Source organism: Erysipelothrix sp. strain 2 (EsS2-6-Brazil), from assembly GCF_016617625.1.
In the GTDB taxonomy this organism is placed as follows: Bacteria; Bacillota_I; Bacilli_A; order Erysipelotrichales; family Erysipelotrichaceae; genus Erysipelothrix; species Erysipelothrix piscisicarius.
Window position 1 is genome coordinate 186756 of sequence record NZ_SBAR01000002.1, and the last position, 17151, is coordinate 203906.

Annotated in this window: 21 protein-coding genes; all 21 read right to left on the reverse strand. The window is 38.4% G+C overall.

The window, feature by feature from the left end:
- Position 1: 1 nt before the first annotated feature.
- Positions 2 to 994: a type 2 isopentenyl-diphosphate Delta-isomerase gene (fni, locus tag EPJ89_RS02530; protein WP_125164032.1), complete on the reverse strand. Its 993-nt coding sequence runs from the start codon at positions 992 to 994 to the stop codon at positions 2 to 4.
- Positions 995 to 2029, reverse strand: a complete 1035-nt coding sequence (locus tag EPJ89_RS02535; protein ID WP_161636770.1) for a phosphomevalonate kinase — start codon at positions 2027 to 2029, stop codon at positions 995 to 997.
- Positions 2016 to 2966 carry a diphosphomevalonate decarboxylase gene (gene mvaD / locus EPJ89_RS02540; RefSeq protein ID WP_200548925.1) on the reverse strand — a complete coding sequence of 317 codons (951 nt, stop codon included), beginning with the start codon at positions 2964 to 2966 and terminating at the stop codon, positions 2016 to 2018. The genes EPJ89_RS02535 and mvaD overlap by 14 nt, the downstream gene beginning before the upstream one ends.
- Positions 2959 to 3906 carry a mevalonate kinase gene (gene mvk / locus EPJ89_RS02545; protein ID WP_161636772.1) on the reverse strand — a complete coding sequence of 316 codons (948 nt, stop codon included), beginning with the start codon at positions 3904 to 3906 and terminating at the stop codon, positions 2959 to 2961. Before mvk ends, mvaD begins: the two co-directional genes overlap by 8 nt.
- Before the next feature lie 121 nt (positions 3907 to 4027).
- Positions 4028 to 4564, reverse strand: coding sequence for a transcription termination/antitermination protein NusG (nusG, locus tag EPJ89_RS02550; RefSeq protein ID WP_125164029.1), 537 nt, complete (start codon positions 4562 to 4564; stop codon positions 4028 to 4030).
- Position 4565: 1 nt separating this feature from the next.
- Entirely contained in the window at positions 4566 to 4748 is a 183-nt protein-coding gene (gene secE, locus EPJ89_RS02555; protein ID WP_125164028.1) for a preprotein translocase subunit SecE, read from the reverse strand.
- 12 nt (positions 4749 to 4760) lie between these two features.
- Positions 4761 to 4919, reverse strand: coding sequence for a 50S ribosomal protein L33 (gene rpmG / locus EPJ89_RS02560; RefSeq protein ID WP_200548926.1), 159 nt, complete (start codon positions 4917 to 4919; stop codon positions 4761 to 4763).
- A gap of 61 nt (positions 4920 to 4980) precedes the next feature.
- Positions 4981 to 5592 (reverse strand): sigma-70 family RNA polymerase sigma factor, encoded by a 612-nt coding sequence (locus EPJ89_RS02565; RefSeq protein ID WP_161636773.1) that lies wholly within the window; start codon positions 5590 to 5592, stop codon positions 4981 to 4983.
- A gap of 20 nt (positions 5593 to 5612) precedes the next feature.
- Positions 5613 to 6323: a 23S rRNA (guanosine(2251)-2'-O)-methyltransferase RlmB gene (gene rlmB / locus EPJ89_RS02570; RefSeq protein ID WP_200548927.1), complete on the reverse strand. Its 711-nt coding sequence runs from the start codon at positions 6321 to 6323 to the stop codon at positions 5613 to 5615.
- Positions 6323 to 6697, reverse strand: coding sequence for a Mini-ribonuclease 3 (locus tag EPJ89_RS02575; RefSeq protein WP_161636775.1), 375 nt, complete (start codon positions 6695 to 6697; stop codon positions 6323 to 6325). The genes rlmB and EPJ89_RS02575 overlap by 1 nt, the downstream gene beginning before the upstream one ends.
- Position 6698: 1 nt before the next feature.
- Complete coding sequence (gene cysS, locus EPJ89_RS02580) at positions 6699 to 8036, reverse strand: cysteine--tRNA ligase (protein ID WP_200548928.1); 1338 nt, start codon at positions 8034 to 8036, stop codon at positions 6699 to 6701.
- Between the two features lie 114 nt (positions 8037 to 8150).
- Positions 8151 to 9155, reverse strand: a complete 1005-nt coding sequence (gene gap, locus EPJ89_RS02585; protein WP_125164023.1) for a type I glyceraldehyde-3-phosphate dehydrogenase — start codon at positions 9153 to 9155, stop codon at positions 8151 to 8153.
- Positions 9156 to 9235: 80 nt separating this feature from the next.
- Positions 9236 to 10147: a hypothetical protein gene (locus tag EPJ89_RS02590; RefSeq protein ID WP_200548929.1), complete on the reverse strand. Its 912-nt coding sequence runs from the start codon at positions 10145 to 10147 to the stop codon at positions 9236 to 9238.
- A gap of 22 nt (positions 10148 to 10169) precedes the next feature.
- Entirely contained in the window at positions 10170 to 10442 is a 273-nt protein-coding gene (locus EPJ89_RS02595; protein ID WP_125164021.1) for a hypothetical protein, read from the reverse strand.
- 74 nt (positions 10443 to 10516) lie between these two features.
- The gene (locus EPJ89_RS02600; RefSeq protein ID WP_125164901.1) at positions 10517 to 11044 is read right to left on the reverse strand and encodes a GNAT family N-acetyltransferase; all 528 of its coding nucleotides are present in this window, start codon (positions 11042 to 11044) and stop codon (positions 10517 to 10519) included.
- Complete coding sequence (gene whiA / locus EPJ89_RS02605; protein WP_161636778.1) at positions 11044 to 11991, reverse strand: DNA-binding protein WhiA; 948 nt, start codon at positions 11989 to 11991, stop codon at positions 11044 to 11046. Before whiA ends, EPJ89_RS02600 begins: the two co-directional genes overlap by 1 nt.
- Positions 11970 to 12929, reverse strand: a complete 960-nt coding sequence (locus tag EPJ89_RS02610) for a gluconeogenesis factor YvcK family protein (protein ID WP_161636779.1) — start codon at positions 12927 to 12929, stop codon at positions 11970 to 11972. The genes whiA and EPJ89_RS02610 overlap by 22 nt, the downstream gene beginning before the upstream one ends.
- Positions 12929 to 13789, reverse strand: a complete 861-nt coding sequence (gene rapZ, locus EPJ89_RS02615; protein ID WP_200548930.1) for an RNase adapter RapZ — start codon at positions 13787 to 13789, stop codon at positions 12929 to 12931. The genes EPJ89_RS02610 and rapZ overlap by 1 nt, the downstream gene beginning before the upstream one ends.
- A gap of 38 nt (positions 13790 to 13827) precedes the next feature.
- A complete protein-coding gene (locus tag EPJ89_RS02620) occupies positions 13828 to 14763 on the reverse strand; it encodes an NAD(P)/FAD-dependent oxidoreductase (protein WP_200548931.1) in 936 nt (311 codons plus the stop codon).
- Positions 14742 to 16202 (reverse strand): prolipoprotein diacylglyceryl transferase, encoded by a 1461-nt coding sequence (gene lgt / locus EPJ89_RS02625; RefSeq protein WP_161636782.1) that lies wholly within the window; start codon positions 16200 to 16202, stop codon positions 14742 to 14744. The genes EPJ89_RS02620 and lgt overlap by 22 nt, the downstream gene beginning before the upstream one ends.
- The gene (gene hprK / locus EPJ89_RS02630) at positions 16195 to 17148 is read right to left on the reverse strand and encodes an HPr(Ser) kinase/phosphatase (RefSeq protein ID WP_125164015.1); all 954 of its coding nucleotides are present in this window, start codon (positions 17146 to 17148) and stop codon (positions 16195 to 16197) included. The genes lgt and hprK overlap by 8 nt, the downstream gene beginning before the upstream one ends.
- Positions 17149 to 17151: the final 3 nt, after the last annotated feature.

Sequence of the window (17151 nt, forward strand, 5' to 3'; positions counted from 1 at the left end):
ACTACACCTCCTTCCCATGGACTGTATAATCAACATTCTTTAACGATTCAATCGTTTTAGCCCCAACTAAAACCATTAGCTTTTTAAAGTCTTCCAAAAACATGGAAACTTCATTCAGCATCGCTTCTGACTCTAAATGTGCTACCTTGAGGAAATACCCTGAAATCCCAACTGCTTTTGCACCGAGTATTAAACACTTCAGGGCATCAAGTGGATTTTGCACCCCACCTGATGCGAATATATCGCATTTTTCTTGATATGATTTAGTCATCATAAGTGACTCGACGGTCGTAATACCCCAATCTGATAGATAGTTATAACGTTTGCCTTGTGAGCGTTCATTTTCAATCCAAACGAAGTTCGTACCCCCACGACCACTTAAATCTACATGACGCACACCACAATCATAGAGCTGAGCAACGGTCTTTGCACTCATACCAAATCCCACTTCTTTAACAATAACTGGAACATCCACCGAAGCAACAATTTGGGTTATATTTTCAAGCCAGTGAGCAAAGTCGCGATCACCTTCGTCCATCGCAATTTCTTGCGCAACATTGATGTGGATACCTAGTGCATTCGCATCAATCATCGCGATTGCGCGCTTCGCCTCATCCACAGTTGCATTCGCCCCTACATTCCCAATAATAAATCCTGTAGGATTTTCATCACGTACAACTCGATACGATGATTCAAGGGTCTTATCATCAAGCGCAGCATGTTGTGAACCAACTGCCATCGGCAAACCAAAAACACGAGCAATTCTCGCTAGGTTTCGATTCAACATTTCAGTTTTTTCACTACCACCTGTCATTGCATTAATATAAATTGGATACTTCATCGTCTGACCTAAAAATTGAATGGAAGGATCTACTTCACTCAAATTGATATTTGGTAAACTTTGGTGAACAATCCGTACGGTATCAAAATCAGATTGATACACATTTTGCTTTAACGCAAGTGCTACATGTTCGTCTTTTCTTTTTGATCTCATTTACGTTTTATACACTCCTACATCTAGATATAGAATACCATGTTTTTCCCATTCATGTACTAAAGTGTTCGCTTTTTCATTAAAGTTTTCAGATATTAATGCGAATCCACAATCACCACCACCAGAACCGGATATCTTGGCAGGTAAACCGATATTGTGCGCGGATTCAATCAGCTTCGTTAAGACATTTGTCTCAATATTGATCGATGCACGATTCCCTAATTCGGCCATCAACATTCTATAGTGATCAATGGCTTGAGAAACCAATATAAAATCATGGTCTTTCCAAGCATCAATAAACTGATTGACTCGAAGATTAGCTTCCTCGAGAAAGGATGCATAATAGGCTGGATTACTACTTTTTAATTCTCGTACTGCGTCGACAAAAGGCGAGGTTTGATTTACAGTTCCCGTCCATCCAACACATAGATTTAGGTTGGTTGATGGTAAAGGTTCAATCAGCAATCCTGGCCATGTTGAATGGACAAGGTTCATATTACACATATCCGCAACAATAAGCCATGACTCATCATAACGCTGATAAACTAGTGTGCCGCCAAAACATGTGGAAGCCAAATCACCACCCGAGCTGATCTCACCAACAATTACTTGGGCCATCACCGAGAGTTTAAAAAGTTCTAACGATTCCAGCTCTACCTCATGAAGTCTCAAAATAGCATCAATCACTGCCGCTAGTACAACACCACTCGATCCAAATCCATATTTTTGTTCATTTTCCGAATCCAACTCACTCTCAATATGCATTTTGAAAGGGGTCATTGTTATTTTTCTAAATTTCAAATAGCGTCTTGAAATTTCAATTGCTGCCTTCACATGAGTCAACGTTCCATTCTGCATAAATATCTCAGTACCTTGAAGTTGACCATAGCGACTGTTTACTTCAAATTGCTCGGCGGCCTCTATGTAAACATTTAAAAACCGATCAATGGCTGCAATGACCGCTTTTTGACCTGGTTCCATAATTGCATATTCCCCCATTAAAAACAGTTTCCCAGGAAATTTAACGTGAATCATAAACCGATACCCCCACTCCCGGCGCGCAAACTACCGTTTTAACACCCTCTAACTCAGCGAGAACCGTTTCCACATGTTCAGAGGTTGTCATGATTTTCACATTAGGACCAGCATCCATGGTAAAGAAAGCAGGTACTGTCTTTTGGATTTTACGCACTTTATTCATAATTTCGACCGTTTGCGGCTCAAAATACCACATATTTACTGCCATTAACGATGCGTGCATTCGTAAAGCATTTTGTTGCGCAATCGCACCAACAGTCCAGATATCGTGTTCTTTCAGTGCCGATTCTAAATTTATGATGTCTTTTTCTGTCTGTTCTACCCACGCTGGGTAATAAACCGATTCTTCGACAGTTGTGTTCATCGCTTGGCTGCTTAAAAACGGTTTTTCTTGATCATTAAGAATGCAGACAATCATTCTAAATTCTGGCCAAGGCTTCATGATTATAGGCTCCGCAAAACTGTCCAAATCATTTGAGCCGCGATTCCATTTCACAAATCCACCGTAGATTGAACGCGATGCACTTCCCGAACCCAATCGCGCACAGCGAGACACTTTTTCATCGGATAAATCAAGGTTAAGCGTTGCTGCTTTCGCAAGCGCAGCGAATGCGGATGCTGATGAGGCTAAGCCTGCTGCTTTGGGGACAAAATTGGTAGAATGAATGCGAGCAAAATAAGGTAACGGATATCGTTTCCTAAGCTCATTCATATACCAAACAACGCGATCTTTTTCCTTACCTTCCACCTCATAACCATCAAGGATAAAAATATCCTCAGTTAATGTGGCATCATATTCAACCCATGTATCGGTGTAAAACTGATCTAATGTCATAGAAAGACTGGAATTGTGCGGTATTTTTAATTCATTATCCTTCTTTCCCCAATACTTAATGAGGGCAATGTTGGTATGAGCACGAATCGTTTTAGTCATGAATTTGTTTACCATTTAAATTATAAGACCATGTATCTACCGCACCCGCTTCTTTTAATTTTTGTGATACATGCATTGAATCCTCTTCGTTGGCACAAAGGGCAATCATACAGCCACCTTTTCCTGATCCCGTTAACTTTGCGCCCAATGCCCCCTCTTGAATGGCGATGGTTGTTAGGAGATCTAATTTATCATTACTTACGCGAATTGTTTTTAAAACCTCATGGGCACGATTCATACAATTACCCACTTCCCCCACATTTTTTGTTTGAAGGTGAATACGGGTTTCATTGGTCAAATCTGCAAGTTTGTTCATCAACGATTCCACATACTCTGGATTATCCTTAAGCATTGCATTCACTTCTGAAACGGCAAGACGGGTTTGACCGGAATCGCCAGTATCTGCAACAACGAGGACCGCATCCATATCCACTTCAATAACTTCACCCAATTTACCCCGTTCAAAGAAAACGGGTTTTCCCATAGCGATTGTATTTGCATCAAGGCCACTAGGATTCGTATGGTGGATGCGCTCAGCTACTGACACCAAATAATTTAAGTTTTCGTCTGATAAGTGCATTTTAAACGCATCAAAAAGACCACGAACAACGGATACTGAAACTGCGGCACTCGAGCCCAATCCACGTTGTGGTGGTAATGTTGATACAATTGAAATATGAAGACCATAATTCTCTTTATTCATAAATTTTAATGTTAGTGTGATTAATTCTTTGATACCCGCAATAACTGAAGGCGCACTTGACAAGGCCCCTTGATAATAAAGACAATCAATCGTGGTTTCTTCTTGATGGAAATCCACTCTTGTCTCAATACGTGCGGATGCGAAAGGCAACGCAATCGCTGGTTTACCGTAAACAACTGAATGTTCACCCATTAGAATAATTTTTCCGGTCGCAGACCCAATTCCATATAGACTCATATAAACACCTTCCAAACATAAATAGCATCTATATTATACATCATAAATCTTAAGATTTTCCAATTCACACGAATTCATATAATTGTGCATAAAAAAAGCGAGCATAGCCCGCTTGTAATTATTATAATGCTTCGATATCTGTATATGAAATCTCAGTAGGTGTCTCACGACCAAATAAAATCGTAAGAATCATTGCTGTTTGAGAATCATCATTCATACTATCAACAGTTCCTTCGATCCCTGCAAATGGTCCCGAAAGAATACGAACTGTATCGCCTTCCTTGAAATTAACGATAAGTTTTTGATCACTCATACCCATGCGTCTTAAAATTGATTCAATCTCTTCATCTGAAACTGGGAATGGCTTTGCACCACCACCTGATGAACCGATAAATCCTGTAACACCAGGAGTATTACGAACGATATACCACGCTTCATCCGTCATAATCATTTCTACAAATAAATAACCTGGGAATAAGTTACGAAGTTTTTCGACTTTTTTACCATTCTTATATTCAATTTCTTTTTCTTCGGCTACAAGAATTCTAAATAAAGCATCTTCGATACCCATTGATTCTACGCGTCGTTCTAAGTTTTCTTTAACACGGTTTTCATGTCCTGAATAGGTGTTAACAACATACCATTTTTTTTCTTCCATCTTATCCACCAATTCCAATCAATTTCAATGCTGCTACTAACACAACTTCTGTTAGTAAAAAGTAAGCTACAAAAAACAGAACAAAGGATAAAACGATTGTTGTGTTTCGTGTCATTTCCTTACGAGTAGGCCATTTGATTTTATGGATTTCTTCTTTAATTCCAGCAAAACTAAACCAAGCCATAGCATTTACCTCCTATTTTGTCTCTCTATGTAATGTGTGTCTTCCACATCGTTTACAAATTTTTTTTATCTCAAGTCGTTCCGTAACACTTGAATGATTTCGAAAAGTAGAGTAGTTACGTGAAAGGCATTCAGTACATACCAAGATTACTTTTTCTCTTTTATTTGTCATTAAAAAACCCCACTTTCGTGCTCCCTAACTTTATCACAATCACAGTGGGGTGTCAATGAACTCACATGTGGGAAACATCGCGCATTGCTACAAGACGACGCCTCACTTTTTGGATGATATTATCCACATTTTTCGGTGAAATATTAAACCGATCTGCAATCTCACGATATCCAAATCCCTCTTCCCGCATTGTATAGATTATCCGCTCTTTTTCAGGGATCGTTTCAAGTACTTTGCGTTCAATGCGACGTGCATCATGATAATGTGCAACCACAACCGGATCACTGGTAAGATCTTGCGTTTCAATCATATCAGCAAGATAAACGGATTTATCTTCTGTCACAAAGAGATCCAACGACCATTTACTATCCAAAAGTTTGTATGATTGTGATCGACATTTTCGTAGTGCGGTTCGCATCGTGGAGATTACGCAGAGATTTACATAATATGCAAATCCTACATCTTTTATTTCTTTGAAGGTATAAATGGCATCATAAAACCCTAAAAATCCTTCTTGAAACAAATCTTCGATATTAATCCCGATAGGCTTTTGTTGAGTATAAAGTTCATATGCTCTTTTCCAAAGCAAACGCTTGAACTTCCCCATTACAATATCCAATGCATCTTCACTGTTCTGGCGAATCATATAAAGATACTCAAAATCGCTTATCATGCAAATCCCCCCATACTGCATTATTTTCGGCGACGTACTATATCAAAGAGCAAAACACCCGTTGCGACGGATACATTTAGTGAATTGACGCTTCCCTGCATTGGAATCGTTGTTAATATATCGCACTCTTTCTTTACAAGACGTGAAATTCCTTTACCCTCAGAACCCACAATCAATACAAGTGGCATATCAACATTAAATTCACTATAATCAACTGCTTCCACCGCATTCTCAGCAGCTACTACCCAATAGCCCGCTTCTTTAAGTTCTGCGATAGCTTTAACCATATTTGTAACTTCCGCTACCTTTACCGTATTAATTGCACCTGTAGAAACTTTCGCAACCGTTGATGTTAAGCCAACACTTCGATGTTTTCCAACTACCACTCCATCTACACCACATGCATCACACGTTCTTAAAATTGCACCCAGATTATGTGGATCTTCAAGTTGATCACAGAGCACGATTAAATTGTTTTGAGCGCCTTGAATAATTTCTTGAAGTGAGTAATATTTGTAGTCTTGAATTTCTATCACGACACCTTGGTGCACACCATCAGCCATTTTATCCAAACGAAATTTATCGACAAATTGCGGTCTAATTCCGTGTTCTTTCGCAAGCGTCACAATTTCTTGATAATTTCCTTTATTGAATAAATATAAATTCTTTGGTTTCTGCCCACTTTTTAAATATGCAGTGACCGTATTTTTCCCAAAAATGTAATTCGACATTATATTTCCACCGTTTCTATATATTCTTTCCAAAGCGTGTCCAAACGTTCATGATGACCTTCCATATAAAGATATCCCCACAATGCTTCAAATCCCGTCGCAATACGATACGACATAACATCCGCATTTTTAGCCATTGATGCACTTTTGGCATTTCGGCCTCGTTTATAGATACCCATCTCTTCCTCAGAAAGTGCATTACCATCCAGTAATGTCTTCATGTAATCGGCTTGTGCCATGGCACTCACAAACTTAACCGAAGTTTCTTGTAATTGCTTTGTTTTCGTAATTCCTTGTTCTACCAGATATTGCCTCACTTGAAGGGATAAAACCGCATCACCCACAAAAGCCAATACATTTCCTGAATGCATCATATTATAATAATCCTCGTTCCATGAGTTCGCTACGATAGCGGTCTGCGTCTTCAAAATCTTTGCGTGCTTTAGCATCATTCCATTGCTTAAACAGCGCTCTAGATTTGTCATCAAGGACAATTCTTGAATAAGCGATACCAAGAACATCCAACATTTTCTCCACAGTCACAATATATTTAGATACCTCTTCACCATTAATTTCACGTTGGCGCACTGCAGCATTTAATTGTTTCACGGTGTCAAACAGGACAACATTCGCATTCGCGACATTTAAATCATCCGCCATGGCGTCCATAAATTGATGATAGCGTACATCATCAATTTGTGGGCCAATATGATATTCCATCTTTTCAAGTTCAATATATGCTTTGTTTAGTCCTTGGAAGATACGATCAAGTTCTTTCTGAGTTTGTTCAATAAGTTCTTCCGTAATATTTAGTGTGAGACGATAATGTGTCGACATAAGCAACCACCGTGTAGCATTTTCACCCAATTTATCAATAAACTCTTGGGCCCACATAACATTACCGATTGACTTACTCATTTTTTCACCATCAATATTTAGCATCGCATTATGAATCCAATAATTCGCAAGATCATGATTATGGAGTGCACGGCATTGTGCTGATTCATTTTCGTGATGCGGGAATTTTAAATCTTGACCACCGCCATGAATATCGATAACCTCTTGTTTAAATTCATTACCAATCATAACAACACACTCAGTATGCCAACCCGGTCTTCCTTTACCCCATGGTGCATCCCACTTAATGCCATTATCCTTTGTATCTTTCCACAATACAAAATCAAGAGGGTTTTCTTTGCTGCTGTTTTCCTCAATACGTGCACCTACCATCAATTCATCAATATTTTGTGAAGAAATGGAGCCGTATTCTTTTGCTTTAGACACACGAAAATAAACATCTCCATTGGATGCATACGCATAACCATGATCAATTAAGTCCTGAATAAACGCAATAATCTCTGGCATCGTACCTGTTACTTTTGGAGTTGCTTGAACGTAATCTGCATGAAGTCCTTTACGAACTTTTTCATAGGCCTCAATATAACGATTTGAAATAACCGATTCATCAACACCTTCTTCTAACGCTTTCTTAATGATTTTATCATCAACATCCGTGTAATTCGATACAAGTTTAACATCATACCCAAGTGCCGTTAGAACGCGTCGCAATAAGTCAAATACGACGATTGGGCGTGCATTTCCTATATGTGCATAGTTGTAAACAGTTGGTCCACAGACATACATGGATACCTTCCCTTCCTCAATCGGTGTAAACTCTTCAAGCGAATTTGATTTCGAATTATATAACTTCATAATAGCCTCCAAACCTTTGCAATAAGTATATCACAAATCGCCTTTATTTAGGCACACTTCAAATATAAAAAAAGCTATCCAAATGGATAGCTTTCAAGATCATAATTGAATCAATTAGAATTTTGAAGCAACGTAATGTGCTGTACGTACTAATTGGTTTGTGTATGATGCTTCGTTGTCATACCATGAAGCAACTTTAACTAAGTTTACACCACCGATTGATGAAACTTTAGTTTGTGTTGCATCAAATAATGAACCGTAGCTCATACCAATGATGTCTGTTGAAACAAGTTGTTCTTCAGTGTAACCGAATGATTCGTTAGTTGCTGCTTTCATAGCTGCGTTTACTTCTTCAACTGTTGTTGCTTTTTCAACTACTGCTACTAATTCAGTGATTGAACCAGTGATTACAGGAACACGGTGTGCTCCACCATCTAATTTACCTTGTAACTCAGGAATTACTAAACCGATTGCTTTAGCTGCTCCTGTTGAGTTAGGGATAATGCTTTGTGCAGCTGCACGTCCACGACGTAAGTCACCTTTAGGATGAGGACCATCTAATGTGTTTTGATCGTTTGTGTAAGCATGGATTGTTGTCATTGTTCCTGAAATAATACCATACTTGTCATTTAATACTGCAGCCATTGGAGCTAAGCAGTTTGTTGTACATGAAGCACCTGAGATAACTGTTTCGCTACCGTCAAGAATTTCATGGTTTGTGTTGTATACAACTGTTTTGATGTCGCCTGTTGCTGGAGCTGAGATAATAACTTTACGTGCTCCTGCTTCTAAGTGCATGCCAGCTTTTTCTTCTGTTGTGAAGAAACCTGTACATTCGATAACTACGTCAACACCAAGTTCTTTCCAAGGTAAGTTTTTAGGATCGCGTTCGCTTAAAACTTTGATTTCGTGTCCGTCGATTACGAAAGCTCCGTCTTTAACTTCGATATCATGTTCGAAACGTCCTTGTGCTGAATCATATTTTAATAAATGAGCTAATGTTGCTGCATCTGTTAAGTCGTTGATTGCCACGATTTCCATGTCTTTTGAACCTGTTAATAAACGTGTTGCTAAACGACCAATACGGCCGAAACCGTTAATTGCTACTTTAACTGTCATAGTGTCTATATCCTCCTTATAATTGACATTCTTATTATATACCATCTCAACCAATTGTCAATTGTGAGCCAACTAACAATCTATAAAAAATCCCTATTAAACAGTGGCTTCCCAAAGGCATGAAATGCCGAATACGCACTGATAATTTTTATATGATACAATCGTTCAAATAATTCTTTATCATTAACACGCGCAATAAGAAAAGGTGCCTTTACACGCTGAGCCTCTGTAAATATTTTATCCAGTCGCTCCGAAATTGAAGCATGAAGACGAACATCTTGAACAGAGCGCGAAACAAAGGCAAGAAGGCGTACTAAAGAACCACTCTTATCATAACAGCACTCTAACACTTCTACCGAATGAGGCCCATTTGTAACAATTGCATAGGCAATTAAAACGCCATTTTCTTGAAGTCCAATAATTTGGCCGTTTTGTTCTCGCATTGTTTTTTTGAGTTTTCCAAAATAAACTTCGTCCCGTACAAAATTCGCAGTGAAATGACTTGTGAATCGTCGATATACTTCTAACAGACTTTCTGGGCTTGGATCTCTAACAATCCCTTCCATTCCTAATGCAGGAAGTGAAATTGCTGGGATTGTATAAATATAGTTTTCCACAACCGTCTCAAATCCAAATGGTTCAAACCATTCCGGATGATCTGTGTGACACAATGTAATGATATCTGTCTTTGAAACATCTTCTAAGATTGTTTCAATCAGTGTCGTCATCGTTTGAACCAAGACATTCGGTCTTATAAAACTCCCAAGAAGATAGGAAGCTTTAATATTTTTATCATGTAACGATAGGACTTTATCATGAACTTGGATTGCAGCCAAAATCTCGTCATAATCATTTTTGGATACATAACATTGATCTTCATGATAAAAATTATTAAAATACGCATCGACTGAACCGCGATTGAGGTTTGGAAACGCATCTTTCCACAATAGATTTAATTGTTTTTTATCTGCAATAACTGCTTTCGAGATCATCAAGCATCCCCTCCCTTAATCACTATTTATTTTCTTGATCTGTGACATCACGTGTTGTATATTCTACATCGATAACATCGCCGTTATGATTATCCGAATACGATTGATCTGTATGCGAACTTTGACTCCCATAAAAATCTCGAGAAGATCCTCGAGGACGACGCACTTCTTGGATTACACGTACAATCGTACTAATAACCCAAATGATGACGACAATACCCAATAATTGGGGTAAAATCTTGATAATAATCATTGTTATAAAGAATAAAATTAAAAACGAAATAATAGAACCCATAATAAATACCGCCTTTTAATAATTATAACACGAAAAAAAATGTCAATACCACTTTTAGCGCGGTTCACTAATCATCACATAATGTCGGTTTGAAGTAGCGAATAGATACATATATCGATATAGCGTCCCGCTTCATACTCCGCTTGCCTCAACGTCCCCTCATACTTAAATCCTGTTTTATCCAAGAGTCGAATGCATCCTTGATTTTCAGGACAAACTTTTACTTGGAGTCGATTATAGTATTTGAAATTGAACGCATAATCAATTGCGTATTGTAATGCTTCCGAAAGAATTCCTTGATTCCAATATTCATATTTGAGTTTAAAACTGACTTCAATGCAGTTAAAATCCAGATCATAGTTATAACACCCTACATCGCCGATATAACAGTCATTTTTATCTGAAATAACCCAACGAAACCCATCAAAGCTGGTCTCAGATTCTTTAAAGCGATGGATTTCCTTTAATGCCTCGTCATGATCTTCAAAGCGACCCATTCCATAATATTTCGTAACACGTTCATCACACATTATCTGGAAAAGTTCGTGTGCATCATCATCACGAGCTTCTCTCAAGTTAAATTTTACACCTTCATAATGCATCAAGATGCTACCTCTTGGTCTAATTTATCTGCTAATTCAATTATTTTTTTAAAACGGTGTTGTAAACCTGATTTACTAATGGTTGCATTATGTTCTTCTTCATAGTATTCAATAAGCTCGTTTAAACTTGCTTCAGGATGATTCATGCGTAAATCACCCACTTGAATTAATCGCGCTTCAAGTTGATTGTAACGATTATGTTCAATAAGTTTGTAAATTGCATCCAATTGTTGACTTCCGGCTTTAATGGTTTTGACCTCATTTGCAACTTCGCAATTATCAAGTCGTGTTAAGGAGTTTTTAAAATCGCGCTGAATGCGGATATCTTCAAATTCCAAAGTATTAACATGAGCGCCTGTTATTTTTAAGAAATCCGCAATTTGGTCTGCTGCCTTAACATAAACAACTTGACGATTGCGGCGGGTTGTTATTTTAGCGGTGATGTCAAAACGATTGAGTAGTTTTTGTAGATAACGCGCAAGTTCCTCGCCTTCACACGTTATTTCCATATGATAATTTGCAGTTGTTGGCGCATTAATGCTTCCACTTGCCAGAAATGCACCCGCAAGATAAGCACGCGCACAGCATTCTTTAAGTGTAATTACGCTATATGGTGTGCTTCGCATGCCTTTCGACGAATAAATTCCCAAATCTTCCAAGATTTCCATACCGCGATCCATAACACGGAGAACATAGACATTATTTTTCTTTAATTTTTGTTTTTTAACAACCGTCAAGTCAATTTCGACCTGGTAACGTTCTTTAAGAAGTGAAAACAATCGTTTCGCAATTGCTGCATTTTCAATCTCAATTTGAATTTGCATGCGCTTATTCGCAATAATCAAATTTGAATTGATTTGTAAGAATGCCGATAAGAATGCACGTTCACAGCACTCGTGATAAATATTTGTGGATATTTCATGTTTTACTTCACTGCTAAAGGACATCCAATCACCTCCAGTATTTCATAGAATCCCTCACGCACACGATCATGATCATGACGGATTTTTCCATTCTCAAAATTCAATAAGTTTTGGTCTACAACGGTATACGTATGAACCGAACTTCTAAAGTAAATTGGATGAGAATCTTCATTTTCGTAGTTTTGAATTACATCAGAAGGAATTTCATCAACACAACGTACAACAAGATCGACAGGTTTTTCGATATGTTTTACAATTGCATTCACATGATCTTCCCCACTATAGCCATCTGTTTCTCCGGGCTGACTCATTGCATTGCAATAATACACAATCTTCCCATTACTTTTTTGCAGTGCTTCTTTTATTTCTGGAATGATGATATTTGGAAGAATTGAGGTATACAACGAACCAACACCTAATAAGATCACATCCGCTTCAAGAATGGCTTGAATCGCCTGATCTGTTGCATGTACCGGCTCATCGTAGTAAACACAGTCAATTGAGTTCGCATATTTTGGAATATTCGATTCTCCGCGGACAATCGTTCCATCTTCCATCCGTGCACATAATGTAATGGTTTCTTCGGATGAAGGAATAATGTCACCCATCACATTTAAAACTTTTGAAACCGATGCAACCGCGTCCATAAAATCGCCAGTGGTATCTGTAAGTGCCGTAAGGATTAAGTTCCCAAGATTATGACCTGCAAGGGTTGACCTTGAATCTTTACTAAAACGATAGTTCATAATTTGCGACAGCAAATTTTCCGACTCCGCTAAAGCAAGCATCACATTTCGAATATCACCCATAGCTGGAACATTAAAATCTTCTCGCAATCGCCCAGTACTACCACCATCATCAGCCACCGTAACAATCGCACTTAACTCCAGTGATTCTATATGTTTTAAACCTCTTAATAACGCAGATTGCCCTTTTCCACCACCAACTACCGCGACCTTCATTACTCTTTATCCTCGTGCATATCACGGTGGTCTTTTAAGGTATTATATTGTTTGTCATAATTTTCATAGAGCCAATTCACAATCGAAACAGATCGATGTTGACCACCTGTACAACCAATTGCAACAGTTAACAAGTGCTTTGACTCTTCGATATAACGTTCAAATGCGTAATCTAAAAAGTGTGTTAGATATTTTAAAAATTCTTGTGTTTTTTCATCGTTGATTACGTAGTCAAAGACTGGTTTATCATTCCCCGTCATAGATCGCAGAGATTCTTCCCAATATGGATTGTTTAAGAATCGCACATCGAAAACAAGGTCTGCATCCATTGGAAGACCTTTACGATAACCAAACGAAATAAAGCTTAGGGATAAGGATTGATTTCCCTCTATTTTAAAGAACCGCTTAATGCGTGATGTTAGATTTTGTTGTGTTAAAAATGTTGTATCGATGATAATCGATGCGCGTGACTTAATATTTGAAAACTGTTCGATTTCCGCATCAATGGCCTCTTCAAGCCCATTTGCCAGATTCGCAACAATTAATGGATGATTGCGTCGATTATACTTATAGCGTAGCAGAAGTTGTTCTTTACTCGCATCTAAAAACAAGACAATCAACTCACACTCTGAGTTCTTGAATGTACGATAGAAAACATCGAAATCTGCAGCATTCACACTTAACGCAAGATTGCTGTAAGTCCCATCTTTCATCGCCTCAATATCTCGTACAAGATCTTCAATCATAAATACTGGAAAACGATCAATACAATGATACCCCATGTCTTCTAAAACAGCCATGGCGCTTGTTTTCCCTGCACCTGATAGACCTGTGACTAAAACTACTTTTTGTTTTTCCATGTTCCACCTCTTACCCCAATTATAACAAAAATCTAAGGCTATGCCTTAGATTTAAGATCTTGTATATAGTGAAATGCATTTTGTGCTGCAATTGCACCATCACTTGTTGCAGTAACAATTTGACGTAAATGTTTTTGAACAACATCACCGGCTCCAAAGATGCCTGGAATTTCAGTTTCAAGTTGATTATTAACAATTAAATAACCTTCATTATCTAAAACATTTAAATCTTTTAGGAACCCTGTTGCTGGAATCGCCCCAATGTAAGGGAAGACACCATCTGTTTCAATTACTAGTGGTTCTCCTGTTTCAACATGTTCAAATTTCATCCCTGTTAATTTCCCATCGCTATCGATATAATCAACGGGAATATGTTTTTTAATTACATTAATTTTATCGTTGCTAAATACTTGGCGTTGTGCTGAATCATCACCTCGGAAGACATCTCTACGAATTACAAGATTAACTTCACTTGCAAACTGGGTTAAATAGACAGCTTCTTCAAGGGCTGAATTCCCTCCACCAATAACAACAACTTTTTTATCTCTAAAGAATGCACCGTCACACACTGCACAATAAGATAGGCCGTGACCTAAGAGTGCGTCATCTTTTTCAAATCCTAAAGTACGTTCATTTGTCCCCGTTGCAACGATGACAACATGAGCACGGTACTCCGATCCATCTTCAGTTTTGATTACTTTATAATCCCCTTCATCAACAATGCCATTGACATTACCGTAAAGGTATTCTGTTCCATAAGCGGTCGAGTGCTCAAACATTTTCATCGACAAATCGACCCCCGCAATATTATCCACACCGGGATAGTTTTGGACTAAGTCCGTCTTAATCATTTTTCCACCTGGGGCTTCCGATTCCAACATTGCTGTTTTCAAGCCAGCGCGTCCTGCATAAACCGCTGCCGTCAAACCTGCTGGACCTGCTCCAATGATGACTACATCATAGTTATTGTCCATTCATGATCCTCCTTCAAAATTTCTTTGATTTCCATTAAATCCGAAATCATACGATTCGGTTTACTTTCTTCTAAATCCTTCTCACGTATTTTATCAAATACGTATCCGATAGTAAATGAACCTGCCCGCTGTCCTGCGAGAATATCTGAAGCAGTATCTCCAACATAAATTAATTGTCCACGATCTGCATGCATCAACTCGAGTGCTTTATCGATGCCCGCAGGATCGGGTTTTACGGGTTCAAATTGATCACATCCTAATACCACTTCAAAAAGTTCAGGGTTGATACCCGTTACTTCCATCCCAAGTTCAAGTGTCGATGTGATTTTATTTGAAACAACACCCATACGATATCCATCATTTTTAAGATCTTCCAATAATGGAATCGCATGTTCCATAGGAACAACATAAGCATCATGCAGCTCATGATTGATCCGACGGTATTCTTGGATTATTGACTCAATGTCAGCTTCTTCAAAATAGTTACTAAACGTATCATGAAGTGTTGGTCCTAAAAAGGATTTCATTTCTTGTTCGCTGAGTTTATACTCAGGCTTGTATGTTTCAAACACGCGACGGAACGTCTCCAAAATGCACGCTTGTGTATTCGCAATGGTTCCATCAAAATCAAATAGAATAATTGGTTTCTGACGTTTAAGGTATTTTTTAAAAAGTCCCATGTATCCAGCCACACCAAGTACTACAAAAATAATTGAAATAAATTGTGCAACTCGAATTGGACCAAACATTAAACTGTCTGATCGAAATCCCTCAATGATAAAGCGGGTTGCTCCATACCACATCATATATGCGAAAGTTAAGTCGCCGCGCTTAATCTTACTGAATCGTTTGAGTACAAATACAATCAGAATCCATCCAATAATATTTGCAACACTCTCATAGAGGAATGTTGGTTGACGGAATGCTCCATCAATATACATCATATCTTTAAACCAAATTGGAAAATGATTATAGAAGCTTTCTTGAACAACACGTCCATAAGCTTCCTTGTTCATAAAATTCCCCCATCGACCGATAGCTTGTGCAAGGAGAATATTTGGAATAATGAGATCTGCCCATTGAATAAAATTTAGACGTCGGCGCTTTGTAAACCAATAGCCAAATGCCACCCCTGCAATTAAACCCCCTTGAATCGCAAGTCCACCTTCATGGATTGCAAAGATGCGTAAAGGTTGAGAAAGGTATGTCTTAAATTCAAAAAACAAAACATACCAAAGACGCGCGCCCAGAAAACCCGCAATGAGCGAACCCATGAATAAATCTTCGATATCCTCTTTTTTATAACCTACTTTGAGTAAATTTCGTTGACTTATAGAATAAGCTAGAAATGCACCAGACATTATCAGTATTGCATACCACGCAATACTTACAGGTCCAATTTGAACGAATGTTTGAGTATTTGGAAAAAACTTAATCATCAACTTGCTCCTTTGCTTGACGTTTAATAAAATCCATTACGCGCTCATCAAAAAGTTCTGCGCTATTAATTCCTCGTTGTTTAAGCATATGATCACGTACAGCGGATTCAACGAGTACTGACATATTACGACCTTCTTTCACCGGGAATACAAGGTGCGGTATTTTTAGTCCCAATGCCTCATAAGGCAGTTGTTCTTCAATACCGGCTCTAAGGTATTGCTGGTTGTCATCCCATTTTGTAAACTCAATTACAAAGTTAATTTCTTCTTGTTCCAGATATGAGCGGACCCCAAACATCTGGCTGACATCGATAATTCCAATTCCACGAATTTCGAGCATTCCACGTAATAACTCGGGGGCTGTTCCCATTATTTTATTTTTAACACGGGTAATATCTACACGATCATCGGCAATTAACGCATGACCACGTAAGACCAATTCAAGTGCGACTTCACTTTTACCCATACCACTCTCACCAATAATAAGTACACCTTTTCCAAAAACGTTCATTAAAACACCATGAACATTTCCTGTCGGTGCCAAGACCTCATCTAAAAACGTAACGATTTCCACCATGATATCTGAACTTGGTCGGTCTGTAACAAACACGGGGAAATTCTTTTTGTTCGCAACATTACGAAGGGTTGGCGGACATGGATTGCCACCTGTAATTAACGCGAACGGTGTTTCTTCATTCAAGATTGTATCAAATCGTTCGGCCTGTTCGGACTCATCCAATGTTTTGATAAATGAGGATTCTTTATTCCCAATTATGACTACACGTTTTGGTTCTGCATGTGCATAAAAACCCGTTAATTCCAAGCCAGGTCTGTTTGTATTCGGAAGAGTAATTCGTCGTTTTAACGATTCTCGGTCTCCCGCCACTTGTTCAAATCCAAAATGATGTACGAGTGTTTTTACACTGCATGAAACTCTTTCTTCCATAAA